The sequence below is a fragment of the Sandarakinorhabdus sp. FBCC-B8862 genome (assembly GCF_059745315.1).
In genome coordinates, this window is the sequence record NZ_CM185574.1 from 2,215,772 (window position 1) to 2,242,408 (window position 26,637).

25 protein-coding genes are annotated in these 26,637 nt (G+C 65.7%); 12 read left to right on the top strand and 13 right to left on the bottom strand.

The features are described from left to right. Positions 1-33 precede the first annotated feature (33 nt). The gene (locus tag AC6BOR_RS10705) at positions 34-1,371 is read left to right on the top strand and encodes an APC family permease (protein ID WP_498058431.1); all 1,338 of its coding nucleotides are present in this window, start codon (positions 34-36) and stop codon (positions 1,369-1,371) included. Here the strand turns inward: AC6BOR_RS10705 and feoB are convergent. The 3 genes from feoB to AC6BOR_RS10720 form a co-directional block, all read right to left on the bottom strand. Further along, positions 1,337-3,202 (bottom strand): ferrous iron transporter B, encoded by a 1,866-nt coding sequence (gene feoB, locus AC6BOR_RS10710; RefSeq protein ID WP_498058432.1) that lies wholly within the window; start codon positions 3,200-3,202, stop codon positions 1,337-1,339. The two genes, AC6BOR_RS10705 and feoB, sit on opposite strands and share 35 nt — an antisense overlap. Continuing rightward, complete coding sequence (locus tag AC6BOR_RS10715; protein WP_094473418.1) at positions 3,199-3,453, bottom strand: FeoA family protein; 255 nt, start codon at positions 3,451-3,453, stop codon at positions 3,199-3,201. Before AC6BOR_RS10715 ends, feoB begins: the two co-directional genes overlap by 4 nt. 73 nt (positions 3,454-3,526) lie before the next feature. Further along, a complete protein-coding gene (locus tag AC6BOR_RS10720; protein ID WP_498058433.1) occupies positions 3,527-4,165 on the bottom strand; it encodes a COQ9 family protein in 639 nt (212 codons plus the stop codon). A gap of 205 nt (positions 4,166-4,370) precedes the next feature. On the opposite strand from AC6BOR_RS10720, the gene rpsU reads away from it, so the two are divergent. Beyond that, entirely contained in the window at positions 4,371-4,577 is a 207-nt protein-coding gene (gene rpsU, locus AC6BOR_RS10725; RefSeq protein ID WP_086115593.1) for a 30S ribosomal protein S21, read from the top strand. Positions 4,578-4,718: 141 nt separating this feature from the next. Next, complete coding sequence (locus AC6BOR_RS10730; protein ID WP_498058434.1) at positions 4,719-5,249, top strand: FKBP-type peptidyl-prolyl cis-trans isomerase; 531 nt, start codon at positions 4,719-4,721, stop codon at positions 5,247-5,249. Between the two features lie 390 nt (positions 5,250-5,639). On the opposite strand, the gene lepB is transcribed toward AC6BOR_RS10730, so the two are convergent. Genes lepB through AC6BOR_RS10765 form a run of 7 tightly spaced genes read right to left on the bottom strand, consistent with a single transcriptional unit; the run spans position 5,640 to position 13,430 of the window. Continuing rightward, on the bottom strand, positions 5,640-6,446 hold the full coding sequence (gene lepB, locus AC6BOR_RS10735; protein ID WP_498058435.1) for a signal peptidase I: 807 nt from the start codon (positions 6,444-6,446) through the stop codon (positions 5,640-5,642). An 8-nt stretch (positions 6,447-6,454) separates the two neighbouring features. Continuing rightward, positions 6,455-6,877 (bottom strand): holo-ACP synthase, encoded by a 423-nt coding sequence (gene acpS, locus AC6BOR_RS10740; RefSeq protein WP_498058436.1) that lies wholly within the window; start codon positions 6,875-6,877, stop codon positions 6,455-6,457. Next, positions 6,874-7,626, bottom strand: coding sequence for a pyridoxine 5'-phosphate synthase (locus tag AC6BOR_RS10745; protein ID WP_498058437.1), 753 nt, complete (start codon positions 7,624-7,626; stop codon positions 6,874-6,876). The genes acpS and AC6BOR_RS10745 overlap by 4 nt, the downstream gene beginning before the upstream one ends. After that, complete coding sequence (locus tag AC6BOR_RS10750) at positions 7,626-8,663, bottom strand: serine hydrolase domain-containing protein (protein ID WP_498058438.1); 1,038 nt, start codon at positions 8,661-8,663, stop codon at positions 7,626-7,628. Before AC6BOR_RS10750 ends, AC6BOR_RS10745 begins: the two co-directional genes overlap by 1 nt. Then, positions 8,660-9,241 (bottom strand): orotate phosphoribosyltransferase, encoded by a 582-nt coding sequence (gene pyrE, locus AC6BOR_RS10755; protein WP_498058439.1) that lies wholly within the window; start codon positions 9,239-9,241, stop codon positions 8,660-8,662. Before pyrE ends, AC6BOR_RS10750 begins: the two co-directional genes overlap by 4 nt. A 56-nt stretch (positions 9,242-9,297) precedes the next feature. Further along, on the bottom strand, positions 9,298-11,265 hold the full coding sequence (locus AC6BOR_RS10760) for a serine hydrolase domain-containing protein (RefSeq protein WP_498058440.1): 1,968 nt from the start codon (positions 11,263-11,265) through the stop codon (positions 9,298-9,300). Positions 11,266-11,324: 59 nt separating this feature from the next. Continuing rightward, positions 11,325-13,430, bottom strand: coding sequence for a RelA/SpoT family protein (locus tag AC6BOR_RS10765; RefSeq protein WP_498058441.1), 2,106 nt, complete (start codon positions 13,428-13,430; stop codon positions 11,325-11,327). A 110-nt stretch (positions 13,431-13,540) separates the two neighbouring features. Between AC6BOR_RS10765 and AC6BOR_RS10770 the strand changes: the two genes are divergently transcribed. Both AC6BOR_RS10770 and AC6BOR_RS10775 read left to right on the top strand, forming a co-directional pair. Continuing rightward, entirely contained in the window at positions 13,541-14,329 is a 789-nt protein-coding gene (locus tag AC6BOR_RS10770; protein ID WP_498058442.1) for a hypothetical protein, read from the top strand. A 231-nt stretch (positions 14,330-14,560) separates the two neighbouring features. Beyond that, positions 14,561-14,839 (top strand): hypothetical protein, encoded by a 279-nt coding sequence (locus tag AC6BOR_RS10775; protein ID WP_498058443.1) that lies wholly within the window; start codon positions 14,561-14,563, stop codon positions 14,837-14,839. A gap of 129 nt (positions 14,840-14,968) precedes the next feature. On the opposite strand, the gene AC6BOR_RS10780 is transcribed toward AC6BOR_RS10775, so the two are convergent. Together AC6BOR_RS10780 and rpsD are read right to left on the bottom strand one after the other, a co-directional pair. Beyond that, positions 14,969-15,928: an IS1595 family transposase gene (locus AC6BOR_RS10780; protein WP_498058444.1), complete on the bottom strand. Its 960-nt coding sequence runs from the start codon at positions 15,926-15,928 to the stop codon at positions 14,969-14,971. Between the two features lie 163 nt (positions 15,929-16,091). Continuing rightward, positions 16,092-16,703 carry a 30S ribosomal protein S4 gene (gene rpsD / locus AC6BOR_RS10785; RefSeq protein WP_086115585.1) on the bottom strand — a complete coding sequence of 204 codons (612 nt, stop codon included), beginning with the start codon at positions 16,701-16,703 and terminating at the stop codon, positions 16,092-16,094. A 235-nt stretch (positions 16,704-16,938) separates the two neighbouring features. On the opposite strand from rpsD, the gene rpoZ reads away from it, so the two are divergent. Then, positions 16,939-17,280 carry a DNA-directed RNA polymerase subunit omega gene (gene rpoZ / locus AC6BOR_RS10790; protein ID WP_094473408.1) on the top strand — a complete coding sequence of 114 codons (342 nt, stop codon included), beginning with the start codon at positions 16,939-16,941 and terminating at the stop codon, positions 17,278-17,280. Between the two features lie 318 nt (positions 17,281-17,598). Here rpoZ and AC6BOR_RS10795 read toward each other — a convergent pair whose 3' ends face one another. Continuing rightward, positions 17,599-19,797 (bottom strand): S9 family peptidase, encoded by a 2,199-nt coding sequence (locus tag AC6BOR_RS10795; RefSeq protein ID WP_498058445.1) that lies wholly within the window; start codon positions 19,795-19,797, stop codon positions 17,599-17,601. Between the two features lie 426 nt (positions 19,798-20,223). On the opposite strand from AC6BOR_RS10795, the gene AC6BOR_RS10800 reads away from it, so the two are divergent. The 6 genes from AC6BOR_RS10800 (at position 20,224) to AC6BOR_RS10825 (ending at position 26,634) form a co-directional block, all read left to right on the top strand. Next, positions 20,224-22,707, top strand: a complete 2,484-nt coding sequence (locus AC6BOR_RS10800) for an Rne/Rng family ribonuclease (protein WP_498058446.1) — start codon at positions 20,224-20,226, stop codon at positions 22,705-22,707. 74 nt (positions 22,708-22,781) lie between these two features. Continuing rightward, positions 22,782-23,561: a uroporphyrinogen-III C-methyltransferase gene (cobA, locus tag AC6BOR_RS10805; protein ID WP_498058447.1), complete on the top strand. Its 780-nt coding sequence runs from the start codon at positions 22,782-22,784 to the stop codon at positions 23,559-23,561. Further along, a complete protein-coding gene (locus tag AC6BOR_RS10810; RefSeq protein WP_498058448.1) occupies positions 23,546-23,833 on the top strand; it encodes a DUF2849 domain-containing protein in 288 nt (95 codons plus the stop codon). Before cobA ends, AC6BOR_RS10810 begins: the two co-directional genes overlap by 16 nt. After that, entirely contained in the window at positions 23,833-25,464 is a 1,632-nt protein-coding gene (locus AC6BOR_RS10815; RefSeq protein ID WP_498058449.1) for a nitrite/sulfite reductase, read from the top strand. The genes AC6BOR_RS10810 and AC6BOR_RS10815 overlap by 1 nt, the downstream gene beginning before the upstream one ends. Then, positions 25,457-25,900 carry a DUF934 domain-containing protein gene (locus tag AC6BOR_RS10820; RefSeq protein WP_498058450.1) on the top strand — a complete coding sequence of 148 codons (444 nt, stop codon included), beginning with the start codon at positions 25,457-25,459 and terminating at the stop codon, positions 25,898-25,900. The genes AC6BOR_RS10815 and AC6BOR_RS10820 overlap by 8 nt, the downstream gene beginning before the upstream one ends. Continuing rightward, a complete protein-coding gene (locus tag AC6BOR_RS10825; RefSeq protein ID WP_498058451.1) occupies positions 25,897-26,634 on the top strand; it encodes a phosphoadenylyl-sulfate reductase in 738 nt (245 codons plus the stop codon). The genes AC6BOR_RS10820 and AC6BOR_RS10825 overlap by 4 nt, the downstream gene beginning before the upstream one ends. Positions 26,635-26,637: the final 3 nt, after the last annotated feature.

Below are 26,637 nucleotides of genomic sequence, written 5' to 3' on the forward strand. Positions count from 1 at the left end.
GCGGTGACGGCCGCCCTGCGCCACCGTCTGGCCATGACGAACCCCGCCCCGCGCCGCATATTGGGCCCGTTCGCCGCGGCTTCCGTGGTGGTGGGCATGGTGGTGGGTGCCGGCATCTTCCGCTCTGCCAGCCTGGTTGCGGCAACATTGCACAATGATGTGCTGGTGCTGCTGGCCTGGGGGCTGGGCGGGGTGTTCGCACTGGCCGGCGCGCTCGTCTATGCCGAGTTGGCGAGCGCCTTTCCGCATCCGGGTGGCGATTATCGTTTCCTGAAGCTGGCCTATGGTCCGCTGGTGGCCTTTCTCTTTGCCTGGTCACGCTTTTCGGTGATTTTTTCGGCATCGGCTGCAATGCTGGCCTTTGTTGCGGCGGATTATGCGGCCGAACTTGTGCCGTTGTCTGCCAGTGCCCGTGGCGGGGTTGCAGCGCTGGCGGTGGTGGCGTTGACCGCGCTCAACCTCGCCGGGGTGAAGCGCTCCACCGGCGGCCAGCTTGTGCTGGTGGCGGGCGATGTCGTCGCCCTGCTCGCCCTGGGCGGCGCAGCGGCCAGCCTCATCGCCAGCGGCACCCCCGTGGTGGCAGCCACCGCGCAGCCGCAGCCCTTTGCCGCAGCCGCCCTCGGCCAGGCCATGGTGTTCGTCATGCTGGCCTTTGGCGGGTTCAACGATGCGGCCACACTTTCGGCCGAGGTGCGGCGGCCGCGGGACATGACCCTGGCGCTGGTCGGCGGCATGGGGTTGGTCACAGCCCTCTATCTGCTTGCCAATTGGGCCTATCTCGCCGGGTTGGGGGGCGAAGGCCTGGCCGCCAGCGCCGCACCGGCCGCCCAATTGATGGCGCGCGCCTTTGGGCCGGCCGGACAGCTGGTGATGGTGGTCTTCGTCGGCCTGGCGGCGTTGGCCATCGTCAATGCGCTGGTGATCGTGGGGGGGCGCACGCTTTATGCCGTGGCCAGCGAGGAGCCGGCGCTGGGCCGGCTGGCGGTGTGGGATGCAGCCGCGGGGGTGCCGCGAGGCGCCATCTGGGTGCAGTGCGCCCTGTCCCTGCTGCTGATCGCCTGGGGGTCTGTCTCCACCGGTTTTGCCCAGATGGTGGATTTCCTGTCGCCGGTGTTCTGGCTGTTCCTGTCTCTCACCGGCCCGGCGCTGATCATCCTGCGCCGTCGCTTGCCGGCGGCAGAACGGCCGTTCCAGGTGCCACTTTATCCGCTGGTGCCATTGGCCTTCACGGCCGGCTGTCTGTTCGTGCTGCAGTCCAGCCTGGCCTATGTGGGGTGGCGCGGCGCGGGCATCAGCTTTGGTGTGCTGGCCTTTGGGCTGATCGTTCGCCTTGCACTCAAAGCCCGGCCGCAACCGCCAGGTGATAGGTGAGGCCGGCCGCGACATAGGCGGCAGCGAACAGATAGGAGAACATGAAGATCGGCCAGCGCCAGCTGGCGGTTTCGCGCCGGGTGATGGCCAGGGTGGAAATGCACTGCGGGGCAAACACGAACCAGGCCAGGAACGCCAGCGCCGTGGGCAGCGGCCAGGCGGCGCGCAGCTGGGCGATCAGGCCGTCGGCATGCTCCTCATCCACGCCCTGCAGGGCATAGACCGTGCCGAGCGCCGACACCGCAACCTCGCGAGCCGCCATGCCCGGCACCAGCGCGATGGCGATTTCCTTGTTGAAGCCGATGGGCGCAAAAATGGGCTCCAAAGCCTCGCCGATCTTCCTGGCCAGGCTATATTCGATGGCCGGACGGTGGCCATCGGCGGGTGGCTGCGGCCAGCTGGCCAGACCCCACAAGACAATGGTGGATGCCAGGATGATGGTGCCGGCGCGCTGCAGGAAAGCGGTGGCACGGCCATAAAGGCCGAGCGCCATGTCGCGGCCGGCTGGCCATTGATATTTCGGCATTTCCATCAGGAAGGGCGGGGCAGCGCCCTTGGTAACGGTGCGGCGCAGGGCAAAGGCGGCCACCAGCGCCCCCAGGATGCCGGCCAGATACAGCGCGAACAGCACCAGACCTTGCAGACCAAATGGTCCGACATCGCGGGCAGGAATGAAGGCACCAATCACAACGGCATAGACCGGCAGACGGGCCGAACAGGTCATCAGCGGGGCAATCAGGATAGTGGTGAGCCGATCGCGCGGGGAATCAATCGTGCGGGTGGCCATGATACCGGGAATGGCGCAGGCGAAGCTGGACAGGAGCGGAATGAAGGCGCGCCCGTTGAGGCCAACCCGCGCCATCAGCCGGTCCATCAGGAAGGCGGCGCGAGTCATGTAACCCGATTGTTCGAGCGCGATGATGAAGGCGAACAGGATCAGAATCTGCGGCAGGAAGACCACCACGGCGCCGACACCTGCCAGCACGCCATCGTTGATCAACGACAGCAGCACACCATCGGGCAGGCGCTGGCCCAGATCCGCTTGCAGGGCGGCGATGCCGGCCTCGATCCAGCCCATCGGCGCTTCGGCCCAGCTGAACACCGCCTGGAACATGAAGAACAGGATGGCGGCGAGCAACAACGGCCCTGCCACGGGGTGCAGTGCCACCGCATCGATGCGCTGCGACCAACGGCGGGCCGTGCCGGTGCTGGTTTCCACCGCGGCGCAGATCTGGCGGGCCTGTTTCTGCAAGGCCTTGAAATCACTCGCAGCCGCCATGGGCAAAGCCGGCGGCGTATCGCCGATGTCGGCGGCCAGCGCGCTGCCCAACGTGTCCAGCCCGCGCTTGCGCACCGCAACGGTTTCCACCACCGGCAGGCCAATCAGGGCAGACAGGTGAGCGGCATCGATGACGATGCCATCGCGCGCCGCCAGATCGACCATGTTCAGGGCCACCACCAACGGCAGGCCCAGCGGCTTCAGTTCCAGCACGAAGCGCAGATGGTTCCTGAGGTTGGTGGCATCGATCACCGCGACGATGGCATCCAGCGGCTTTTCGCCGGCGATGCGGCCGAAAATGGCATCGCGGGTCACCGCTTCGTCGGGAGAGCGCGGCGTCAGGCTGTAGGTGCCGGGCAGGTCGATCAGATCGCAGACCCGGCCATCGGGCAGCGCCAGGCGGCCGGCCTTGCGCTCCACGGTGACGCCCGGATAGTTGCCGACCTTCTGGCGGCTGCCGGTCAAGGCATTGAACAGGCTGGTCTTGCCGGCGTTGGGATTGCCAACCAGGGCCACCACCGGCGTCCGCGACAGCAACACTGGGGCGTTCATGCCGCCACCTCGATCAGCGCGGCCATGTCACGCCGCAGCGCCACCACCATGTTGCCAACCCTGACGGCGATGGGATCACCGCCGAACGGTGCGCGATGAAGGATTTCCACATCCACGCCCTCGTCAAAGCCCAGCTCGCACAGGCGCTGGGCGGTTTCCGGCGCCAGGCCAGCCCGATCGATGGCAGCGATCAGTGCCACCTCGCCAGCGGCAAGCGCGTTGATGGTGCGGGGGGTGGCGGGTGATGACAAGCTGATGGTCCGCAGGATGCGAGAAGTTGCGAACCGTTATCAAGATTGACCGGACGGCGCCACCCGAAAAGCGTCACACCGCCGGATAGCGCAAACGGCCGAGGATGCGGGCCGGATTGGGCAGGCGGGACGACAGGCCCGTCACCCGGGCCTTGGCCTTTTCAAAGCGCATCACGCCATCGATGCGGCGATCGATGAAAGCGCGGGTGGCGGCGAAATCCGCGCTGTCATCCTGGGTCCAGTGCAGCAGCGTGGCGGAATAGATGGCCGACAGGATGGCCCGTTTTGTGTAATGATTATAATCGGTCGCGCTATCGCCGGCCGCGCGCCACATGGCATCGGCCGCCTGCCACAACAGCCTGGCCGACAAGGCGGCGTGCTGCGGCTGGGCCAGCAGCGCCAGCGCGCGGCGCGTCACCTCACGGTCACCCTGCTCCAGCCTTGTGACAAGCGCGGTGCGGATACGATCCCGCACCTTCATGTTGTGGGTGGCGGCCATCGCTTCGGCCAGTTGCGCATTGGCGTGGGCGACCCACAGGCTGAGCATGGTGGCGACATCGGGCACCGCCAGGGCCGCGATATCGGGATCGGTGCCGGTGTCGCGTGCGGCGGCGGCCAGTGCGGTGGCAGACCAGCCATCGAAGGGCACGTGCGGCAGCATGGCGGCCACCAGGCGCGGGGCGAGTTCGGCAAGCGGGATATCTTCGGCCATGGCCATGGCTTTACCCGTTTGCCGCCCGGCTTCCCAGTCGCTTTTGCGTCGCGGGGGTTGGGGCGGGGGATAGGTCTTGTTTGGCCTCGGGGCTTCTGCTAATGCGCAGCGCTCTTCCACCGGGGCGACTCGGGGGGTGTCAGTTATTGCAGACAACCGGATTTCGGGGCCATCGCCCCATCAACGAATGGAGTGACGGCAGCTCATGCAAATCGTGGTTCGCGACAACAATGTTGATCAGGCCCTGCGCGCTCTCAAGAAGAAGCTGCAGCGCGAAGGCGTCTATCGCGAGATGAAGCTGCGTCGCCATTATGAAAAGCCCAGCGAGAAGCGCGCCCGTGAAAAGGCCGCCGCCGTGCGCCGCGCCCGCAAGATGGAGCGCAAGCGCATGGAGCGTGACGGCATCAAGTAAGCCGTTGATGGGGTTGGGAAACTGGCCCCAGACTGCATGCACCGGGGCCGGGCGGGGTTGACCCTCTTCCCGGCTCTCGTCATGTTTGCCTCGCATCGATCATCGGGCCGCGGCGCGGCCATCAGGGAATGGAATCAGGCTATGTCAGGTCAGGCAACGGGCAACGCAGGAGTCGGGGCGGGCGGGGTTGGCATCGGCAAGTGGCTGGCCGCCGCTGCGGTGGTGATCGGTGTGGTGGGCGTGCTGGTCTATACCGGCACCCAGGGCCAGGTGGCGGCGGTGCGCCAGGCCGACATGGATTACATGAAGGCCAACAAGGCCAAGGCCGGCGTCGTCACCACCAGCTCCGGCCTGCAATATCAGGTGATTCGCGCCGGCAACGGCCCGCGCCCGGCCGCCAAGGACACGGTGCTGGTGCATTATGAGGGCAAGCTGGTGGACGGCACCGTGTTTGATTCGTCCTACAGCCGGGGCCAGCCGGCGGCGTTTCCGCTGGACCAGGTGATCCCGGGCTGGACCGAAGGCGTGCAGCTGATGCCGGTCGGATCGAAATATCATTTCGTCGTGCCGCCCCAGCTGGCCTATGGCGCGCAAGGGGCTGGCGGCGTGATCCCGCCGGGCGCCGTGCTGGAATTTGATATCGAGCTGCTGGCGGTGAAGCCGGCGGCGTAACGACCAGCCTCACCACTATGCCATTTTGCGGCGCTGTAGGACAGGTGGCACCGCAAATAGCTGACTATTAATGATATTTTGATGCCGAGGCGCGGCTGAACCGGCCGAATGCTGGATTCGCGGTGGGTTTGGCGTGCCCAAAGCGTGGCAAAGTCCGGCCCCCGGTGTCCGCCCGGTGTCCGCGTTTCGCGCTGTGGTGACCGCAGGCCGCGCGCCGGTGACCGCAGGCATGGCGGCGGTGGCCGCGCTTAGACCCGATTGCGTTTTGCTGGAATCCCAAACCCGCTCATGCCGAGCTTGTCGAGGCACCGGCCGCGCTTGGAGCGTGCCTCGACAAGCTCGGCATGAGCGGTTCAATCAAACTGCAATCGAGCCTGGAGCGTTTCCCGATCAATCCCGGAGCGAGATGAACCAGCGGTTGCGCAGGGCGGTCACCCAGGTCACCGGGTTGAAGCTGGTGCTGCCATCCAGGCTGAAGGTGGTGAACTCTGCGCGGCCGACGATATTTTCCACTGGCAACAGGCCCAGCCCGCCCAGTTCCGGGGCAAAGCGGCTGTCTTCCGAATTGTCGCGATTGTCGCCCATCAGGAAGACATGGCCTTCCGGCACGATCACCGCTTCGGTGTTGTCCTGCGGGGTGTTGGCCAGATCATGGACGAGATAGGAGCGCCCGCCCGGCAGGGTTTCGCGATAGGTGGGCAGATGGCATTCGGCGCCGCCATCGGGGCGGATCACGCGATATTGCGCATCGATCATGGTGGCGCAGTCGCTGTTGGGCGTCACCTGCATCACCGTATCGGCCAGCTTCACCTTGGGCACCGGCTGCCCGTTCAGGATCAGCTGGCCATTCACCATCTGCACCGTGTCGCCGGGCAGGCCGATCACCCGCTTGATCCAGTCATCCTTGGCGATCGGCGATTTGATCACCACGATGTCGCCGCGTTCCGGCAGGCTGCCGAACAGCCGGCCCGGCATTTCGGGCAGCACGTTGAACGACGGCGACAGATAGGAATAGCCATAGGGGAATTTCGACACGATCAGCCGGTCGCCAACCAGCAGGCCGGGCAGCATCGACCCCGACGGGATATAGAAGGGCTTGGCAACCAGCGTGTGCACGGCCAGCACGGCCAGCGCGAGCAGGAACAGCTGCCAGGCCTCCTCGGCCAGGTTCAATTTCTTCTTGGGTGTGGTTGCCACGGCTTCGGTCATTCCATGCTCGCAGTGATCAGCACGATGGCCTGCGCCCACGGATGGTCGTCGGTCATCGTCAGATGGATGGCGGCCTTATGCCCCGGCGGGGTGATTTGCGCCAGCCTTGCCGCGGCCCCGCCAGACAGCGTCAGGGTGGGTTGGCCGCTGGGCAGGTTGACGACAGCCATGTCACGCCAGAACACGCCCTGGCGAAAGCCGGTGCCCAGCGCCTTGGCGCAGGCTTCCTTGGCGGCGAAGCGCTTGGCATAGGTGGCGGCGCGGGTGAGCTGGCGGCGGTTGGCCTTGGCCTGTTCCACATCGGTGAAGATGCGGTTGATGAAGCGGTCGCCAAAACGCTCGATGCTGCTGGCGATGCGATCGATGTTGCACAGATCGGAACCCAACCCGATGATTCCGAGGCCGGCAGGAAGGTTCATGCCCGCGCCGCATCCATCAGGCGGCGCATCTCGCGGATGGCGGCGTCGAGGCCGACGAACAGCGCTTCACCGATCAGGAAATGGCCGATGTTGAGCTCCGCCAACTGGGGCAGCGCCGCCACCGGGCCGACATTGGCATAGGAGAGGCCGTGGCCGGCGTGGAGTTCAAGGCCCAATGCCGCGCCATGTTCGGCAGCGCGCACCAGCCGGGCCAGTTCGGCGGCGGCATCGCCATCGTCAAAGGCATGGGCATAGGGGCCGGTGTGCAGTTCCACCACCGGCGCGCCCAGCCGGGCTGCGGCCTCCAGCTGGCGTTCTTCGGGTGCCACGAACAGGGACACACGGATGCCGGCATCGCGCAGGGCGGCCACGATGGGTTGCAGGCTGTTGTGCTGGCCGGCCGCGTCCAGCCCGCCTTCGGTGGTGCGTTCGGCCCGGCGTTCGGGCACGATGCAGGCCGCGTGCGGCCGGAATTTCAATGCGATGGCCAGCATTTCATCGGTGGCGGCCATTTCCAGGTTGATCGGCAACTGGATGGCGCCCGACAATGTGGCGAGATCGGCATCGGTGATGTGGCGGCGATCCTCGCGCAGGTGGATGGTGATGCCATCGGCCCCGGCCGCCGCCGCCATCTCGGCCGCGCGCAGCGGGCAGGGGTGCAGGCCGCCGCGCGCGTTGCGGATGGTGGCGACATGATCGATGTTGACGCCGAGCCGCAGATGGGGCGGCTGCAGGTGGGATGGTTGCATCAGGCGTCCACTTTGCACACGGCGGCGCTGAGCAGCTCATGGCCAAGGCCGGCCCCCTGCCAGAGTTCGCCGAATTCGATGGTGTCACGGTTGGTCATGGCGATCAGCACGATGTTGCGTTCCGGCAGGATATAGTTGCGCACCTGCACGTTTCCAACATTGCCCCGCCGTTCAATCAGCAGTTGATCGGCCTTGCAGCCGCGCAAGCTGACGCGGAAGGCCCATTGGCCGAGCGCGGCAAAGCCCTTGGCCGGCTTGCCATCCCACATCAGGTCGCGTTGCGCCTTGGGCAGCAGCTTGCCGTCGATCAGCGCCTGATCGAAGCGCCACAGATCGCGGATGGTGCCGGTGATCGCGGCGGCGGCACCATAGGCGGCGAGATTGACCGGCTCCTCGCCGGCGCCAGGCACATGTGGTCCGGCCCAGGTGACGCTGGTCATGCCCAGTGGCCGGGTGATGCGGCTGGCAAGCAATTGCGCCAGCGGCTGGCGGTTCACCGCCTCGAGCAGGCGGCCGGCGACGATGTAATCGCAATTGTCATAGTAGAAGCTGGCACCCGGTTGATCACGCACCGGGCCGGCGCACAGGCCGGTGAGCGCATCGAGGCTGCCGCGCCAGCCGGGGCGGAAGGCGGCGCCATCGTTGGCGTTGCTGTCGGGCAGGCCCGATTCATGGCCGAGCAGCATGGCGACCGTGACGCGGTTGCCGGTGGGGCCGCGAAAGCCGGGCAGATAGCGGGTGATCGGCGCATCCAGCGCCAGCCGGCCGGCGGCGACATCCTGCATCGCCATGGTGGCGACGACCTGTTTGGTGACCGATGCCCAGCGCCAGCGATCTGTGGGCAGGAAATCCGATGGCTCACGCGCCCGGCGCTGGGCCTTCGGGTTTTTGAGGCCAAAGCCCTGTTCCAGCGTGACCTTGCCGTCTTCGGCCAGCAGCAACATGCCGGCGAAGCCCTGGCCATCGGCCACCGTGGCGACACGGCCGGCGCTGCCGGGCGGGGTGACGGCGGCGATGAGGGCGATGAGCGGGATCACGCCGCCCGGCTGCCGGGCTTGACCGCGGGGATGGCGGCCAGTTCCGGCGGCAGCGCATCGGCGCTGTAGCTGGGCACGTCCAACCGGATCAGCGGAGTGAACGGCACGCCCAGATCGGCGGTGCCGTTGGAACGATCCACCAGCGAGGCGGCGTGGATGACGGTGCCGCCGGCCGCCGCGATGGCGGCGATGGCTTCGCGCGACGACAGCCCGGTGGTGACCACATCCTCCATCAGCAGCACCTGCTGGCCGGGCGTGAGGCGGAAGCCCCGGCGCAGTTCGAAAATGCCGGTTGGGCGTTCGACGAACATCGAATCGACGCCCAGCGCGCGGGCGAGTTCATAGCCGCAGATGAGGCCGCCCATGGCGGGCGCGATGACGGCCGTGATGTTGGCCTTCACCGCCGCCGGGATTTTCGTGGCCAGCGCGCGCGCCAGCCGCTCCGCCCGGGCCGGGCTCATCAGCACGCGGGCGCATTGCAGATAACGGGGGCTGCGCAAGCCCGATGACAGGATGAAATGGCCTTCCAGCAGGGCTTCTGCCGCGCGGAATTCGGCCAGCACGTCGTCATCAGTCATTTGCCACTCCTGCTTTTGGCCAAGCGCCTAATGGGGCTTGGCCATAGCGGCAAGTGTCACGGTGTCACTTCGGTGAAGACATATTCGTGCTGGGAATCGCGCACGATCAGGCTGCGTTTGCCGGCGGCGCTGCCCACCACCATTTCCGCGCCGATGAGGCCAGGCGCGGCGGTGACGAAGCTGAGGCTGCCATCGGTGTTGCGGTGGGTGCCCATTTCGCTTTCCCAGGCGGCAAAGCGGAAGATGAGGCGGTCACCGCTGCGGACCACGGAGAGTGGGCCGAGTTCGGCATTGGTATAGCGGCTGGCCAGCGCGGCCACGGCGGCCGGTTCGGCCGGCAGGGTGATGCGGCTGCGGATGTTGATGGTTTCGGCCTTGCTGCGCGCGGCAGCGGCCTTGATTTCGGCCTCCGCCTCCGGCGTGCCGTCGTAGAGCAGCTCCAGCAGCCGGCGCATGAGCGGGCCGCGCAGATACACGCCATCATCACTGTTGGTGAGGATGACTGCACCGGCCCCGGCCGACGGCACCCACATCATGTCGCTGTGGAAGCCCAGCAGATCGCCGCCGTGGTGGATGACCGACACGCCCGTGCGCGCATCTTCTGACAAGCCCATGCCATACCATTGGTTTTCGCCAGTGGGCACGCCACGGGCGCGGCGGGCGAACAGGGCGTCTTTCGACACGAGTTGCTGGCCGTTCGGCAATTTGCCTTCGGCCAGTTCCAGCCCGACATAGCGGATCATGTCGTGCGGTGACGACCAGGCCCCGCCGGCTGGCCGGAACGGCGCGATGGTGCGGTTGATGGCGCTGCCGATCGGGCTCTGCACGGTTTGGCCATCCAACGCGGTGGCGTGCGGCGCGGCGTGGTTGCCGGCTTCGGCGGCGGCGAAGCTGAAGGTCGAATCGGCCATGCCGATCGGGTTCCAGATGCGTTCGGCCACCGCCTTGTCGAAGGCGGCGCCCAGTTCCATGCCAGGGTTGAAGACATGGCCAGCGACAAAGCCGGCGGCCGATGCCATCAGATTGCTGTACTGGAAGGCCTCACCAAATTTGCTGGTGGGCTGGGTGGCGGCAAGCTGGCGGAAGGTGTCGGACGCCGGGGTTTGGGCGGTGGTGGCGAACAGCCATTCCAGATCCTTGCGCGGCAGGCCGGTGCAGGCGCAGACCAGATGGCGGATTTCCACTTGGGCGGTGGTGGCATCATTGCCCAGCCGAAACGCCGGATAGAGGCTGGTGACCTTCTGGTCCCACTTGAGCTTGCCGGCATCGACCAGTTCGGCCAGCAGCATGGTGGCCATCGATTTGGTGTTGGATGCGATCATGAAGCGCGTGTGGGCATCAACCGGCGTGGGATCGCCGAGTTTGCGCACGCCCAGCCCGCCTTCCCACACCACCTGGCCATCCTGGATGAAGGCCAGGCCAACGCCCGGCACATCCAGCGCCTTCATGCCATCGGCAATGAACTGGCGCAGCAGGGCGACGCGTTCGGGGGTGAGCTTGTGGGGCGTGCGGCCGGCAAAGCTTTCGGGGGCATAGCCGGCAGGGCGCTGGCTTTGCATGACAAGGTTGATGGCGGCGCCGCGCTTGTCGGCAATGGCTTCGGGCATGTCGAACAGGGTGACCGTCCAGGCGGTGCCCCGGCGGAAGGCCCAGGCCCCCACCCAGCGCTTGGCATTGGGCGGGGTGTCATAGGTGAAATTGACCCGTTCTTCCCAGCCGAAGCGCGGTGTGGCCGGCACGCTGAGGCGCAGCGGTGGCACGTCGTGGCCGGACCATTGCGCCCAGGCCTGTTTCACGGCGGCGGCGGCATCCGCGGCGGCACCGACATCGACAAGCGCCAGCCGCGCATCGGTTTCGGGCGCGATCAGTTCGGTGAGGGCACCGGTGCCGGCCCGGTCAAAGCCGGTGGGCTGGGTGAAGGCGGTGCCGGCCGCGGTCTTGCCCGGCGTGTCGCTGGCCACGGGCGCGGCAAGTGCACTGGTGGCCAGTGTGGCGGCGATGATGGTGGCAAAGATGCGGCGCATTGCAGGTCCCCCCCGGGAATGGAGGAGGGAGCGTAACCGCCGGGCCGGCGGCTGCAAGCCTATAATCGCACGCGTTCGGCCGAGACCACGGACTTCACCTGGCGCAGCGCGGTGAGGATGGTGCCGAGGTGGGCAACGCTTTCCACTTCGATATCGACGATGTCGGTGTGGAATTCGCGGTCGCGGTGCTTCAGCGCCAGGCCGACGATGTTGGCATTGTGGGCGGCGATGCTGGCGGCGAGGCTGGCCAAGGCGCCGGGCTGGTTGTGCACCACCACCGATATGCGCGCGGCCGCGCCGGCGGTTTCGGCGCCCCAGCGAACGTCCAGCCACTCGCCGCTTTCGTCCGCCAGATGGTCGCAATCGATGACATGCACGCTGATGGGGCCATCGGGGTGGCGCACGCCGACGATGCGATCGCCCGGCACCGGGCGGCAGTGATCGCAGAGCAGGAAGCCGACACCGGGGGTGAGGCCTTCGATGGAGATGGCGGCGGCGGCCTTGGCCTTGGCCGAGCGCGGGCGGCGGGCGGCGCTGGCGCCGGGGACGAGGGCTTCGGCGACCTGATCATCGGACAGGCGGTTTTCCGCCATGGCCAGTTCCAGTGCAGCCCGGTCGTGGATCTTGAGCCGGCCCAGCGCGGGCCCGAGGATTTCATCGTCCAGTGTCACGCGCAGCCGGGCGGCGAGCGCATCGAGCAATTTCAGGCCCATGGCCTGCAATTCCTCGCGGCGCTTGTGGCGGACATGGCGGCGGATGGCGGCGCGGGCCTTGGCGCTGGCGACAAAGGCCTCCCAGGCCGGATCGGGGGATTTGACCTTGCCCTTCAAGATCTCGACCTGATCGCCGTTCACCAGCCGGGTGCGCAGCGGCACGACGCGGCCGTTGACCTTGGCGCCGACGCAGGTATCGCCCAGATCGGAGTGGACGGCATAGGCGAAATCCACCGGGGTCGCGTCGCGCGGCAGCTGATAGAGCTCGCCCTTGGGGGTGAAGGCGAAGACCTGATCCTGGAACATCGCCAGGCGGGCGTTTTCCAGCAGTTCCTCCGGGCTGGCGGCATCCTGCAGCACGTCGAGCAGATCCTCGAGCCAGGGATAGGCCTCCCGCGCCGGGGCGCCTTCGGCCCCCTGCTTGTAGGCCCAGTGGGCGGCGAGGCCATATTCGGCTTCCTCGTGCATCAATTTCGTGCGGATCTGCACCTCGATGCGGGCCTGTTCGCCGCCGAGCAGCACCGACGTGTGCAGCGAGCGATAACCGTTGGGCTTGGGCGTGGAGATGAAATCCTTGAAGCGGCCGGGCACCATCGGCCAGCGGCCATGGACGATGCCGAGCGCGCGGTAGCATTCGGAGACATCCTCGACGGTGACACGGAAGGCCATCACGTCGGACAATTGCTCGAAGCTCATCTGGCGCGCCTGCATCTTGCGCCAGATGCTGTAGGGGCGCTTTTCGCGGCCGGTGACCTTGGCGGCCAGGCCCTTCGAACGCAGCAGCGATTCCAGCGCGCCGGTGATGCGATGGACATTGGCACCGGTGGTGTCGCGCAGGCGGGCCATGCGCTGGGCGATCATGTCGCTGGCTTCGGGTTCGAGATGCCTGAAGGCCAGCTCCTGCATCTCCTCCATGAAGCCATACATGCCGATCCGCTCTGCGAGCGGGGCATAGATGTCCATGGTTTCGCGGGCGATGCGGCGGCGCTTCTCCTCCTTGCCGATATGGTGGAGGGTGCGCATGTTGTGCAGCCGGTCGGCCAGCTTGACCAGCAGCACGCGGATGTCGTTCGACATCGCCAGCAGGAATTTCCTGAGATTTTCGGCCTGGCGCTCGCTTTCGGTCTGGGTTTCGATCTTGGACAGCTTGGTGACGCCATCGACCAGCCGACCGACATCGGGCCCGAACAGCTTCTCGATCTGCTCCTGCGTGGCCACCGTGTCCTCGATGGTGTCGTGCAGGATGGCGGTGGCGATGGTCTTGTCGTCCAGTTGCAGGTCGGTCAGGATGCCGGCGACTTCGATCGGGTGGCTGAAATAGGGGTCACCGCTGGCGCGCAGCTGGCTGCCGTGGGCCTTCACCGAAAACACATAGGCGCGGTTGAGCAGATCCTCGTCCGCTTCCGGGTCATAGGCCTTGACCCGCTCGACCAATTCATACTGGCGCAACATAGCCGACTATCTTGGGGGGGATTGGCCCCTGCCGCAACCCAAAAGGGGGGGTATGCAGCGCCGCGGCAAAGCCGCAGAGCCTGCCCCGGACCTGATCGGGAATGATATACATGACAAAGCCGATTGATCCTGCTGTAGCGGTGGCCAATCTGCAATCAGCGGTTGGCGGCTATCAACCTTTCAAAGGCGTTGATGGTTTCCGAAACGATATCTCTAATCTGAAAGAGCGTTGGGACAACCGGCTCGTCTTTGAAAGGATGCTTTCCCTCTCCGAACCGTACCTCGACGGTCGTTTGGAAATCCTTGTCTACGGTGATTGGGCCGTTAGAGGAAATCAATACGTATGGCTTTGTCGCATCGCCGCCGCCTCCGCAATCGGTAAACGTGTTTGTTCCCAAACGGAAGGATCCGATTATTTGCGTTACGGCGATACTGGGAATGATAAGGTTGTGCTTGTCGAGGTTGCTGAGATCGTTGAAACCCCACAGCGTTTCGTTCGCTCCATTTGCCGGCCGTATCTCTTCGAGAAGCGTTTTTTTGGAGCCGGGGAGGGCTTGCTCTATCGCCGCCAACGATCTGTCGGTTTCGAGGTGTTCCCACTTAGGATGCATTGGAAAGTAGGGCCTGAGGTCTTTGGGTGGGTCGTTAAGGGTTCGGATGATGCCGCCCGCAAGATGATCCAATGCAGATCGCAGATTGTGGATCGCGTCACCAACAATGATTGCGAGCAACTCTGGGATTGGCTCTTTGGGCCTGTAGGTAAGCTCAAAACGGCTAGGCTTTGCCTCAATGGCATGCGCGCGAACCTTGTTGACGCTAAGGGTGTACCAGTCGCTGCACAGAGGGTCGGTTCGGAGCCTAAATTCGTCGATGTGGCTCTCGGCCCGTTTAACCTTTAAACGAGGTCCTGCGAGAATTGAGGGACTAAGCATGACCGACACCACTCAACAGCAAGAAGATGACGTGTTGCGCAGGATGCTCAACACGCCACCTAAGCCGCACAAACCAGCCAAAAAGTCGAGTCCGAAAGAGAAAAAGCCCAAGGGTTAAGCGGGCCGTCCCGGCGCTGACTCGACTCAACAGCGCGGTGCAATCATGATGTGCGCGTATAAGCCGAATCGGAGGCGCGCATGGCCCACAATCTGTTCATTGCTTATGATTTAAATTCGCCGGGACAAAACTACGACGCGGTACGCGATGCGATCAAAGGCTTAGGCCAATGGCATCAATTTCAGTTTTCACTGTTTTATGTGAATACGCCCCACGATCCCGCCACTGCCTTTGCATTGGTTAGAGCCGCCCAAGATTTCAACGACAAGCTTGTTGTCATTGACGCAGTGGGCGGGGTGGTTAGCACTTGGGATAATCCGCCCATCGACGCGATAAATGCCGTCTGGACCAAGGCATAAAGCGTAGCGATCAGGCGCGGGTGCAATTTGCATGGTATCTAAATACCACAGGCATCAAGATACCGCAACGGCTAACGGCGCTTCCTGTCTGGCATAAACTCGAATGTCAGTTGAGGCGGCCCGACCTTTTTAGGCAGCGAGTTGACCAGCCCGCCGATAGGTGAGGCGCTTGCCCGCAATCCCCTTCAAGGCCAGTTCGCAACGCTCAAAATCGTTGCCCTTGCGGGTGTTGTAGCGGAAGTCGAACTCAACACAGTAGCGATGCAGATGCTTAGCGCTCATGTGGTAGTAGGTGCCGATCACACCGCGCTTGAAGATGCTGAAATAGCCTTCAACCGTGTTAGTGTGTGCCGTGCCGCGCACATACTCACCCGCGCCATGGTTGACGATCTCATGCTTGAAGGCGCGGTGCATGTAACGATACTGGCCAGCGTCATCGGTCATGAGCGTGCTGGCGGCGTCGATCTGGGCAACCATGATGGGCTTGAGGTTGGCGGCGGTGACGCTGACAACATGGGTGGAGCGCACAGAACCGTCACGCTCCACCAACGAGAAGACGGTTTCCTTGCCCCAGCTACCGCCCAGGCGGCGGGTGGCGCGCTTGGACTTGTGACGGTTCTTTTCCTTGCCACCGACAAAGGTTTCATCGGCTTCCACAACCTTGCCTTCGCCGCCCAACGGCCCTTGGTCATCGTTGGGCTTCATGGCTTCGCGGATGCGGTGCGACATGAACCACGCCGTCTTTTGGGTGACGCCAAGCATGCGGGCAAGCTGGTGGCCAGACATGCCGCGCTTTGACGAGCAAAGCAGGAACGTCGCCAGCACCCACTTGTGAAGGCCGATCTTGCTGCTTTCAAACACAGTGCCAACGGTGACGGTGTATTGTTCGCGGCAATCGTTGCACTGGATCACACCGCAGCGCAGCGCGCCTTCCGGGTGAGCCTTGGTCTTGCGGCCACGCTGGGCAGGCAAGCGCTTGGCATTGAACGAACCGCAGTGCGGGCAATACGGGCCTTCCGGCCAGCGCAGGCTTTCCAGATGCTCGCGGGCGGCGTTTTCATCGGTGAAGCGGGGAGCGGTGATGTCCATGCATCATCACTACGGCGTCAACGCTGCTTTGTCAAGTATATCATTCCCGACCTGATCCGGGGTCAGACGAATCAAAAAGGGCGGCTGGAGAGCCGCCCTTTTCGTTCGCTGGCCGTGCCAATGCGAGTCGGTGGACAACGCTGCGCGTTGCCCACACGCCGCATTAACGGCTGTAGAATTCGACGACCAGGTTCGGTTCCATCTTCACCGGGTACGGCACTTCGTCCAGCGTCGGCACGCGGACATAGGTGGCCTTGTTGCCGTCGACCGAGACATATTCCGGCACGTCACGCTCCGACAGGCTCTGGGCTTCGAGCACCAGCGCCATTTCGCGGGCCTTCGGGCCAAGCTCGACCACGTCGCCCGGCTTCACGCGGGCCGAACCGATGTTGCAGCGCACGCCGTTCACCCAGATGTGGCCATGGTTGACGATCTGGCGGGCGGCGAACACGGTCGGCGCCCACTTGGCGCGATAGACCACGATGTCCAGGCGCTGTTCGAGCAGGCCGATCAGGTTCTGCGAGGTGTCACCCTTCATGCGCACCGCTTCGGCATAGACCTTGCGGAACTGCTTTTCGGTGACGTCACCATAATAGCCCTTCAGCTTCTGCTTGGCGCGCAGCTGCAGGCCGAAATCGCTCATCTTGCCCTTGCGGCGCTGGCCGTGCTGGCCGGGGCCATATTCGCGCTTGTTCACCGGGCTCTTGGGGCGGCCCCAGATGTTCTCGCCCATGCGGCGGTCAAGCTTGTACTTCGCGTTGGAGCGCTTCGACATGTGATATCCTTGGCTTCTGCTATCAACGTTGGTCCCGGTCTCGCCGCGCACACCTGTTGTCTGCGTGGGCCACCGCTTCACCGGGGTGCGGGGCCAGATGCGAAGCGGGTGCGTTAGGGGGGTGTGTCGCGCGAGTCAAGCGGTGGCACCGGCGTGGAGGGGCAATTTCCTTGACTTTGCCGGGGCGAATCGTCAGGGAGCGGCATTCCCACATCGGATTTTTCGGAGCCGCTTCATGGCACGCGTGACTGTTGAAGACTGCGTTGACAAGGTCCCCAACCGGTTTGACCTGGTGCTGCTGGCCGCGCATCGCGCCCGCAACATCTCGTCGGGTTCGGAGCTGACCATCGACCGCGACCGCGACAAGAACCCGGTGGTGGCGCTGCGTGAGATCGCCGAGCAGACGATCCGTCCGGTTGATCTGACGGAATCGATGGTGGTGGGCATGCAGAAGGTGCAGGCCGAGGATGACGACACGCCGGATGTGATCGGCTCGCTGTCGGCGTCGGCGGAAGCGCTGCGGATCACCGCCGCCCAGCCGCCCCGGAACCAGAACATGGGTGGGGATTACGAGTAAGGCGGCTGGAAATAGCGCAGCTATTTCCAGACTCGCCGCACTCCGGCCGGCGACCAAAAAAGGCGACCATGCAGGTCGCCTTTTTCGTGAGTCGTCCGACGGCGCGGCTTTGCCGCGCTCTTTCTTCTTTCTTCCTTGCACTTGAAGCGGACTCGGCGGCTCTGCCGCCGGCCGCACCGGCCGGGGCCTGGCTGTGGGTTTGTGGGGTGCTTCGACAAGCTCAGCATGAGCGGGTTTGGGCTTTGTCCACTGATGCGGCACAGCCCGGCCATGCCCACCCCCAACCCCTCCCGCAAGCGGGAGGGGAGCAGTGCCCCCTCAAAACCCGGTCGGCGCCACCGTCCGGCCGAGGAACTGCAGACGGGTGATCCACGTGTGCACCTCCAGCCCCGGGGTGGCGTGGGTGGCGCCGGGGTAGACCATCAGGTCGAACGGCGTTTTCGCGCGTTGCAGAGCGGTCATCATCGCCAGCGAGTTTTCGAAGACGACATTGTCGTCCGCCATGCCGTGGATCAGCAGCAGCGGGTCCTTGATCTTGCCGGCATCGCCGAGCGCGCCGGAGCGTTGGTAGGGCCCGGCATCGACGCTGGGGTTGCCCAGATAACGCTCGGTATAAGCGGTATCGTACAGTTCCCAGCGGGTGACGGGGGCGCCGGAGATGCCGGCGGCGAACTGGCCGGGGGCGGCTTCCAGCAGTTTCAGCACCATGTAGCCGCCGTAGGACCAGCCGTTGACGGCAATCTTGTCCGGCTTGGCCCAAGGTTGCTGCTTGATCCAGGCCAGGGCCTGCAGCTGGTCCTGCACCTCCACGCCGCCCAGCCGTAAGTGGATCGGGTCTTCAAAGGCCTTGCCGCGATCATTGCTGCCGCGGTTGTCGAGCTGGAACACCGCCCAGCCCTGCTGGACGAGATATTGTTCGATCACGGCCGGGAAACGCTTGTGGACATTGTGGGCGTGCGGCCCGCCATAGACCTGCACCAGCACCGGGAAGGGGCCGGGGCCCCTGGGCTTGAGCAGACGCCAATCCATGGCCTGGCCATCGGCGGCCTTCAGCGTGCCGAATTCGGGCACGACATGGTTGGCGAGATACGGCGCGTAAGGGTGAGCCGCGTCCAGCCGGTTTTCCTCGATCCAGGTCAGCCGCTTGCCCTGGCCATCGGCTAGCCAGACCTGCGCCGGCTGGCTGGGGGTGGTGCTGGTGATGATCAGGCGGCGGCCGGCCTTGTCCATGGTCGCCTCGTGCCAGCCGCCGGGCGCAGTCAGCCGCTGCGGGGCGGCGCCGGGCTTGCGGAAATCAAGAGCATAGACATTTTTTTCGAGGGTGGAATCGGCAAAGCCGGTGAACCACAGCCGGCCATCCTTTTCGTTGACGCCGACCAGTTCATCCACCGCCCAGCGGCCGCGGGTGAGCTGCACCGCCTTGCCGCCATTGAGGCGATAGAGGTGGCGAAAGCCATCGGCCTCGCTGGCCCACAGGATGCTGCCATCCTTCAACGGTTCGAAGCTGTTGTGCAGGTTGATCCAGGTCTTCGCGGTTTCGCTGTGCAACACGCGGGCGGCGCCGGTGGTGGCATCGACGGCCATGATGTCGAGCCGGGTCTGATCGCGGGTCAGCCGCTGGACATAAAGCGTCTTGCCATCCTGGGCCCAGGCGACGCGGGCGATATAATGATCGGCCGGGTTGCCCAGATCGATGGCGGTGCGCCCCGAGCCATCGGGGTTGACCAGCCACAGCGTGACCAGCGCGTTGGCGGTGCCGGCGGCCGGATAGGCCTGGGTGAACAGCCTTGTGCCATCGGCGCCGATGGCGGCGCGGGTGACCTGCTTGACCGGGGTTTCGTCGACCCGGGCGACCGCGATGCGGGCATCATCGGGCGACCACCAATGGCCATCGAAGCGATTCAGTTCCTCCTGCGCGATGAATTCGGCGACGCCCCAGGCGACCTTTGCTGTGGCTTCACCGGCGATGTCGCGGGCGGCACCGCCCGCCAGCGGCTGCACGAACAGATGGCCGTCGCGCACGAAGCTGGCGAACTGGCCCCTGGGGGACAGGCGGGCGTCGGTTTCGGTTTCGGGCGTCTGCGTCAGCCGCTGCACGCTGCCATCCACGCCGGCCACCCACAGATCGCCATCCACCGGCACCAGCAGGCGCTGGCCATCGGGGGCCCAGCCATATTGGGTGATGCCCTTCACATCGGCGATGCGCTGGCGCTCGCGGTTCATGCGCTCGGCCTCCGACAAGGGGCCGGCGCTGGCGAGTTTTGCGGAATCGACCAGCATGCGGCTTTGCCCGGTGGCGGTATCGACGGCCCACAGATCGAAGCGGTCGCGATCCTGCGGCCGGCTTTTCAACAGCGTCGCCAGCCGGCCATCCGGGGAGAGTTTGAGCACGCGCGGGCGTGGGCCGGTGAGGGCGGGCGAGGCGAAGACGCGTTCGAGGCTGAGGGGTTCGGCAACCGCCGCGCCGGCCGGAATCAGGGCCAGCGCGGCCAGCCCGGTCAACAAGATGCGCTTCATGTGCCCGTGTCCTCTTGTGAAATTCGGATGCCATATGACGACAATGCGTCAATGCCGCACCCTTGCCGCTCCGCCAAGTGCCTGCTACCACTGCGACAACAACGGTGAGAACCGTTGCCATTGTCGGCATTTCTGCGCTGCCGCCGCCCAATTGCCATGTTGATGGCGGGCAGGCCGGTGTTTGGCAGGATGGCGCCGACAATCCGGGCCGGCGCGCTGCCGGCCAACGATTTGATGGGACGCGGATGAACAGCTTGCACGCCATGGCCGAAGGGATGCCCGCATTGCGGCATCCGGCCCATGCGGCTGCCGCCCCGGCGATTTTCGTTTCACATCCCTTCGGCTGGCCTTGCGCCGGCCTTTTCTATTCGCGCCGACCGCCTTGTGCTCAACCGAGCCGGCGGCCCCGCGCCACGGAGCATATTCATGTCACACCGCATGCTGATCGACGCCCGCCACCCGGAAGAAACACGGGTGGCCGTGGTGAATGGCCAACGCATCGAGGAATTTGATTTCGAATCGGCTGACAAGCGTCAGCTGAAAGGCAATATCTATCTGGCCAAGGTGACGCGGGTTGAGCCCTCGTTGCAGGCGGCCTTTGTGGAATATGGCGGCAACCGCCATGGCTTCCTGGCCTTCAGCGAAATCCACCCGGATTATTATCAGATCCCCAAGGAGGATCGCGACGCCCTGCTGCGCGAGGAGGCCGAGCTGGCCGCCGAAGAGCATGGCCATGACGATGACAATGATGATGGCGACGAGGTGCAGGAAGCCGGCGGCCATCATGACGAGCCGTCGGAATCGCTGCGCCGCAAGCGCATGGCGCTGCGCCGCCGCTACAAGATCCAGGAAGTCATCCGTCGCCGCCAGGTGATGCTGATCCAGGTGGTGAAGGAAGAGCGTGGATCGAAGGGCGCGGCGCTGACCACCTATCTCAGCCTTGCCGGCCGTTATTGCGTGCTGATGCCCAACACGGCGCACGGCGGCGGCATCAGCCGCAAGATTTCCAACCCGGCCGATCGCAAGCGGCTGAAGCAGATCATGGCCGATCTGCACCTGCCGAACGGCATGGGCGCCATCGTGCGCACCGCCGGCCTGAAGCGCAGCGCCGCCGATATCCGCCGCGATTTCGATTATCTGACCCGGCTGTGGGACGAGATCCGCGAGAAGACGCTGGCCAGCCAGGCCCCGGCGCTGATCCACGAGGATTCCAGCCTGATCAAGCGGGCGATCCGCGACATCTACAACCGCGATATCGAGCAGGTGCTGGTGGAAGGCCGCGACGGCTTTGAGGCGGCGCACCGCTTCATGTCGATGCTGATGCCCACCCATGCGCCCAAGGTGGTGGAATATGAAGGCACGGTGCCGCTGTTCCAGCGCTTTGGCGTGGAGGGCCAGCTGGAGAATATGTACCAGCCGGTGGTGCAGCTGAAATCGGGTGGTTATCTGGTGATCAACCCGACGGAAGCGCTGGTGTCGATCGACATCAACTCGGGCCGCTCGACGCGCGAATATGGCATCGAGGAAACCGCGACCAAGACCAACCTGGAAGCCGCCGAGGAAATCGCCCGCCAGCTGCGGCTGCGCGACATGGCCGGCCTGGTGGTGATCGACTTCATCGACATGGAGAACAGCTCCAACACCCGCAAGGTGGAAAAGGCGATGAAGGAGGCGCTGAAGAACGACCGCGCCCGCGTGCAGATCGGCCGGATTTCCAGCTTTGGCCTGATGGAGATGAGCCGGCAGCGGCTGCGCACCGGCATCCTGGAAGCCTCCACCCATGTCTGCCCGATGTGCGAAGGCACCGGCATGGTGCGTTCGGTGGCCTCTGCCGCGCTGGCGGCGCTGCGAGCACTGGAAGCCGAGGCGCTGCGCGGGCGGCACAGCGACCTGGGCTTGCGCGCCGGCGAAGAGGTGGCGGTGTATCTGCTGAACCGCAAGCGCATCGAGCTGGCCGAGCTGGAAGAGCTGTATGGCGTGTCGATCGTGACGCGGCCGGATGACAGCCTGATCGGGCCGAATTTCGAGATTGATGCCGGTGGCCCGCCGCCGTCGAAGCGGGTGGACATGGGGCCGCTGCCGCCGGTGGTGAAGGTGGTGGACGAGGAGCCGGAGGCAGCCGACGCGCCCGAGGATGGCGAGGGCCAGGACGATGGCGAGGAGCGCGGGGAGGGCCGGGATGGCCGCCGGGGCCGTGGCCGGGGCCGCCGCCGCCGGGGCCGTGACCGCCGCGAGGAGGGCGATGAGCAGGCCAGCGACGCCGCTGCCGTGGCCGAGGGTGACGATGGCGCCGCCGAGGGCGAGGACGGCGATGAGGGCGCCGGCGATGGTGCCGAAGCCGATGGTGGTGAGGCAGGTGGCGGCAAGCGCAAGCGCCGTCGCCGTGGCCGCCGCGGCCGCCGTGGTGGCGCTGACCGCGCCGCCGAGACCGTGAACGACGACGCCGCACCGGTGGAGGCTGAAGCCCCGGCCGCGCCGGAGGCAGAAGCGCCGGCCAAACCGAAGCGCAGCCGCCGCAAGAAGGCGGATGCTGAGGTGGCAGCCGAGGCTGCGGCGGAGACGCCGGTTGAAGCCGCGCCGGAGCCGGTGGTTGCAGCCCCGGCCGAAAAGCCGAAGCGCAGCCGCAAGAAGAAGGTGGAGGCCGAGGCCCCGGTGAAGGCTCCGGTGGAAGCCGAGCCTGAAGCGCCGGTGGCAGCAGAGCCGGTGGCCGAGCCCGCCAAGCCGAAGCGCAGCCGCAAGAAGAAGGTGGAGGCCGTGGCCGACCCCGAGGCTGTGGCCGCGCCGGAAGCGGAGCCGGTGGTGGCCGCCGCCCCGGAAGCACCGGTTGCCGAGGCTCCAGCCGAGCCGACGCCCGAGCCGGCACCGCCGCCGCGCAAGGGCTGGTGGCAGCGCACCTTCGGCGCCAACTGAGTTCAAAGCTGGGCTAGGCCCTGCCAAAGAAAGCCTTGCTCCACCCGTGACGCCGATTGGCGCATGGGTGGAGCATGGATTTTCAGCCCAACTCCGCACAGGTGATTCTGGTGGGCGCCGGCCCCGGCGCGGCCGATCTGTTGACCGTGCGTGCCGTGCGCGCGCTGGCGGCCGCCGATGTGGTGGTGCTGGATGGGCTGGTCGGGGCCGATGTGCTCGATCTCATCCCGGCCCGCGCCCGCCGCATTTCGGTGGCCAAGCGCCGCGCCCGCCACACGCTGCCGCAGGAGCAGATTGGCGATCTGCTGGTGGCCGAAGCCCGCGCCGGCCACACGGTGGTGCGGCTGAAGGGCGGTGACCCGTTCATCTTTGGCCGTGGCGGCGAAGAGGTGGAGGCCTGTGTCGCGGCCGGCGTGCCAGTGCAGGTGATCCCCGGCATTTCCGCCGCCAATGGCGCGGCGGCGGCGACGCTGATGCCGCTCACGCACCGCGATCATGCGTCCATGGTCAGTTTCGTGGCCGGCGAATGCCGGGGCCTGGCGCAGCAGAACTGGGCCGGGCTGGCCGGCAAGGGCCGCACGCTGGTGATCTACATGGGCCTGGCCGGTGCCGGGCCGATTGCCGAGAAACTGATGGCCGATGGCCTGGCGCCGGATACGCCGGTCGCCGTGGTGGAACGCGCCACCCAGCCTGATCAACGCCTCGTCACCTCTCTGCTCGCCGATCTGGCCGGGCTGGTGGCGCGCGAGGCCATCGCTTCCCCCGCCCTCATCATCGTGGGCGATGTTGCCACCCTGCCGGGGCGCCTTGCTGCCCTGGCCCCGCACAAGGAAATCCCATGCCCCGCCTGTTGACTGGCAACCGGGTCGAGACCGGTGATGTGATCTGGTGGACCGGCGATGGCTGGTCCCTGCACCTGAAGGACGCGATCGCCGTGGACGACAGCGGCGAGGCGCTGATCGCGCAGTTCTCACCCCAGGAACGCATCAACGATCTGGCGCTGATCGATGCCGATCCCAGCGACGCCGGCTGGCGCCCGCGCACCACGCGTGAACGGGTGCGCGCCGTGGGGCCGAGCGTGCGGCCCGATTTTGCCCTTCCCTCCCTCCCGGTCGAGTCCATCTGATGTATCGTTACGACGAATTTGATCAGGCCATAGTCGATGCCCGTGTCGCCGAATTCCGCGACCAGGTTGCCCGGCGCCTGAACAACGAGATTTCCGAAGAAGCCTTCAAGCCGCTGCGGCTGATGAACGGCATCTATCTGCAATTGCACGCCTATATGCTGCGCGTTGCCATTCCCTATGGCACGCTGGACAGCCGGCAGCTGCACATGCTGGCCCACATCGCCCGCCGCTATGACCGCGGCTATGGCCATTTCACCACGCGCCAGAACATCCAGTACAACTGGATGAAGCTGGAGGAGATGCCCGACCTGCTCGCCGATCTGGCCAGTGTGGAGATGCATGCCTTCCAGACCAGCGGCAACTGCATCCGCAACATCAGTTCCGACCAGTTTGCAGCGGCGGCGGCCGACGAGATTGCCGATCCGCGCCCCTATGCCGAGCTGCTGCGGCAATGGTCGACGCTGCATCCGGAATTTTCCTTCCTGCCTCGCAAGTTCAAGATCGCCGTGACCGGCAGCAAGATCGACCGCGCCGCCATCCAGCTGCACGATATCGGGCTGGAGCTGGTGCACGGCCCCGAGGGCGAAATTGGCCTGAAGGTGCTGGTCGGCGGCGGCATGGGGCGCACGCCGATGCTGGCGCACGTGATCCGTGAATTTCTGCCTGTCGCTGACTATCTCAGCTACATGGAAGCCATCCTGCGCGTGTACAACCGCCACGGCCGGCGCGACAATATCTACAAGGCGCGCATCAAGATCCTGGTCAATGATCTGGGCCCGACCGAATTCGCGCGGCAGGTGGAGGCGGAATGGGCGGCACTGAAGCCGCTGGGCCTTGATCCGCCGCCATCAGAACTGGCGCGCATCGCGGCGCATTTCGCGGCCCCGGTACTGGATGAAGATGCGCCGGTGGACATTGATCTTTCCAACCCGGAATTTGCCAACTGGGTGGCGGTGAACACCCACCCGCACAAGGTGCCGGGCCATGCCATCGTCACCATCAGCCTGAAGGCACCGGGCGAAATCCCCGGCGATGCCAGCGCCGATCAGATGGACCTGATCGCCGATCTGGCCAAGGCCCACGCGCAGGACGAGATCCGCGTGACCCATGCCCAGAATCTGGTGCTGCCGCATGTGCGCCGCGATGCGCTGTTCACCATCTGGCAGGCGCTGAAGGACGCGGGCCTGGCGACCGCCAATCTGGACCGGGCGAGCGACATCATTTCCTGCCCCGGCCTTGACTATTGCACGCTGGCCAATGCCCGTTCGATCCCGATCGCGCAGAAGCTGGCGGTTCGCCTCGCCCCGCAGGAAGCCGATCTGGGCGAGCTGAAGATCAAGATTTCGGGCTGCATCAACGGCTGCGGCCATCACCATGCCGGCCACATCGGCATCCTGGGTGTCGATCGCAAGGGCGAGGAAAATTACCAGCTGCTGCTCGGCGGTTCTGGGGCGGAGGATGCCAGCCTGGCCAAGATCCTGGGCCCCGGCTTTGACGAGAATGGCATCGTGACGGCGGTCGAGAAGGTGATCGGCCGTTATCAGAGCCTGCGCAGCGGCCCGGACGAGCGCTTCCTCGACACCTATCGCCGCGTTGGCGCCGAGCCCTTCAAGGAGGCCGTTTATGGCTGATTCCACCCTGTTTCGCCTGCGCTCCGACCCGGCGTGTGGCGACCCGGCCGTGCCGCTGGATGCGTATCAGGCCGGCGGCACGGCTGTGTGGCTGGAGCCCGGCGATGATGCGCGGGCGCTGATCCCGCATCTGGCCAGCCTCCGCCGCATCGACATCGCCTTCCCGAAATTCCGCGAAGGCCGCGGCTTTTCGGCGGCGCGCATCCTGCGGGAAGCCGGTTTTGCCGGCGAAATCCGCGCCGTCGGCGTGCTCTATGTCGATCAGCTGGGCTTTCTGGTCCGCGCCGGCTTTGATGCGGTGCTGCCGGAAAAACCCTTTGATGCCGATGTGGCGCGGGCGACGCTGGCGCGCTTCCCGCATGTCTATATGAAGGCGGCCGATACCGCGCGGCCGGTGTGGCTGTTGCGCGAGGAACGGGCGCTGGCGGCCCGATGAGCAGCGCCGCCCGCCTGCCTGACCGGATCGAGACCGCGCCGGCCTTCACCGCCGCTGATGTGGCGGCGATGACGGAGCGGCTGGCCGGGCAGGACACAGCGGCGATGCTGGCCGACCTGTTGCTGGGCGATCTGAAGAACCGGGTGGCGCTGGTCAGCTCGTTCGGCACCGAATCGGCGGTGCTGCTCGATCTGGTGGCCAGCATCGACAAATCGGTGCCGCTGATCTTCATCAACACCCAGAAGATGTTTGGCGAAACCCTGGCCTATGGCGACGCGCTGGTGGAACAGTTCGGCTTCACCGATTTGCGCGTGTTCCGCCCCGATCCGCACCAGATTGCGGCCCGCGATGCCAAGGGCATGCGCTGGGGCTATGATCCGGATGGCTGCTGCGGTCTCAGGAAGGTGGAGCCGCTGGCGCGGGCGCTGGCGCCGTTCGATGCCTGGATTTCCGGCCGCAAGGGCTTTCAGGCTGGCCGTGCCGGGCTGCCACGGTTCGAGCTGGATGGCGGCCGGCTGAAGATCAACCCGCTCGCCGATTGGGACAAGGCCCGCATCGACGCGCATTTTGCGCTGCGCGAGCTGCCGCGCCACCCGTTGGAAGCCCAAGGCTATGCCAGCATCGGCTGCCAGCCCTGCACATCCCAGGTCCAACCCGGCGAAGACCCCCGGGCCGGCCGCTGGCGCCACTGGGACAAGACCGAGTGCGGCATCCACAATCAGCCGGTGTTTTGAGGG

Excerpts from the sequence above, each read along its gene's own strand:
- AC6BOR_RS10705 (WP_498058431.1), top strand. The coding sequence starts at position 34 with ATGACGAACCCCGCCCCGCGCCGCATATTGGGCCCGTTCGCCGCGGCT.
- feoB (WP_498058432.1), bottom strand. The coding sequence starts at position 3,202 with ATGAACGCCCCAGTGTTGCTGTCGCGGACGCCGGTGGTGGCCCTGGTT.
- AC6BOR_RS10720 (WP_498058433.1), bottom strand. The coding sequence starts at position 4,165 with ATGGCCGAAGATATCCCGCTTGCCGAACTCGCCCCGCGCCTGGTGGCC.
- rpsU (WP_086115593.1), top strand. The coding sequence starts at position 4,371 with ATGCAAATCGTGGTTCGCGACAACAATGTTGATCAGGCCCTGCGCGCT.
- AC6BOR_RS10730 (WP_498058434.1), top strand. The coding sequence starts at position 4,719 with ATGTCAGGTCAGGCAACGGGCAACGCAGGAGTCGGGGCGGGCGGGGTT.
- acpS (WP_498058436.1), bottom strand. The coding sequence starts at position 6,877 with ATGAACCTTCCTGCCGGCCTCGGAATCATCGGGTTGGGTTCCGATCTG.
- AC6BOR_RS10745 (WP_498058437.1), bottom strand. The coding sequence starts at position 7,626 with ATGCAACCATCCCACCTGCAGCCGCCCCATCTGCGGCTCGGCGTCAAC.
- pyrE (WP_498058439.1), bottom strand. The coding sequence starts at position 9,241 with ATGACTGATGACGACGTGCTGGCCGAATTCCGCGCGGCAGAAGCCCTG.
- AC6BOR_RS10760 (WP_498058440.1), bottom strand. The coding sequence starts at position 11,265 with ATGCGCCGCATCTTTGCCACCATCATCGCCGCCACACTGGCCACCAGT.
- AC6BOR_RS10765 (WP_498058441.1), bottom strand. The coding sequence starts at position 13,430 with ATGTTGCGCCAGTATGAATTGGTCGAGCGGGTCAAGGCCTATGACCCG.
- AC6BOR_RS10770 (WP_498058442.1), top strand. The coding sequence starts at position 13,541 with ATGACAAAGCCGATTGATCCTGCTGTAGCGGTGGCCAATCTGCAATCA.
- AC6BOR_RS10775 (WP_498058443.1), top strand. The coding sequence starts at position 14,561 with ATGGCCCACAATCTGTTCATTGCTTATGATTTAAATTCGCCGGGACAA.
- AC6BOR_RS10780 (WP_498058444.1), bottom strand. The coding sequence starts at position 15,928 with ATGGACATCACCGCTCCCCGCTTCACCGATGAAAACGCCGCCCGCGAG.
- rpsD (WP_086115585.1), bottom strand. The coding sequence starts at position 16,703 with ATGTCGAAGCGCTCCAACGCGAAGTACAAGCTTGACCGCCGCATGGGC.
- rpoZ (WP_094473408.1), top strand. The coding sequence starts at position 16,939 with ATGGCACGCGTGACTGTTGAAGACTGCGTTGACAAGGTCCCCAACCGG.
- AC6BOR_RS10795 (WP_498058445.1), bottom strand. The coding sequence starts at position 19,797 with ATGAAGCGCATCTTGTTGACCGGGCTGGCCGCGCTGGCCCTGATTCCG.
- AC6BOR_RS10800 (WP_498058446.1), top strand. The coding sequence starts at position 20,224 with ATGTCACACCGCATGCTGATCGACGCCCGCCACCCGGAAGAAACACGG.
- cobA (WP_498058447.1), top strand. The coding sequence starts at position 22,782 with ATGGATTTTCAGCCCAACTCCGCACAGGTGATTCTGGTGGGCGCCGGC.
- AC6BOR_RS10810 (WP_498058448.1), top strand. The coding sequence starts at position 23,546 with ATGCCCCGCCTGTTGACTGGCAACCGGGTCGAGACCGGTGATGTGATC.
- AC6BOR_RS10815 (WP_498058449.1), top strand. The coding sequence starts at position 23,833 with ATGTATCGTTACGACGAATTTGATCAGGCCATAGTCGATGCCCGTGTC.
- AC6BOR_RS10820 (WP_498058450.1), top strand. The coding sequence starts at position 25,457 with ATGGCTGATTCCACCCTGTTTCGCCTGCGCTCCGACCCGGCGTGTGGC.
- AC6BOR_RS10825 (WP_498058451.1), top strand. The coding sequence starts at position 25,897 with ATGAGCAGCGCCGCCCGCCTGCCTGACCGGATCGAGACCGCGCCGGCC.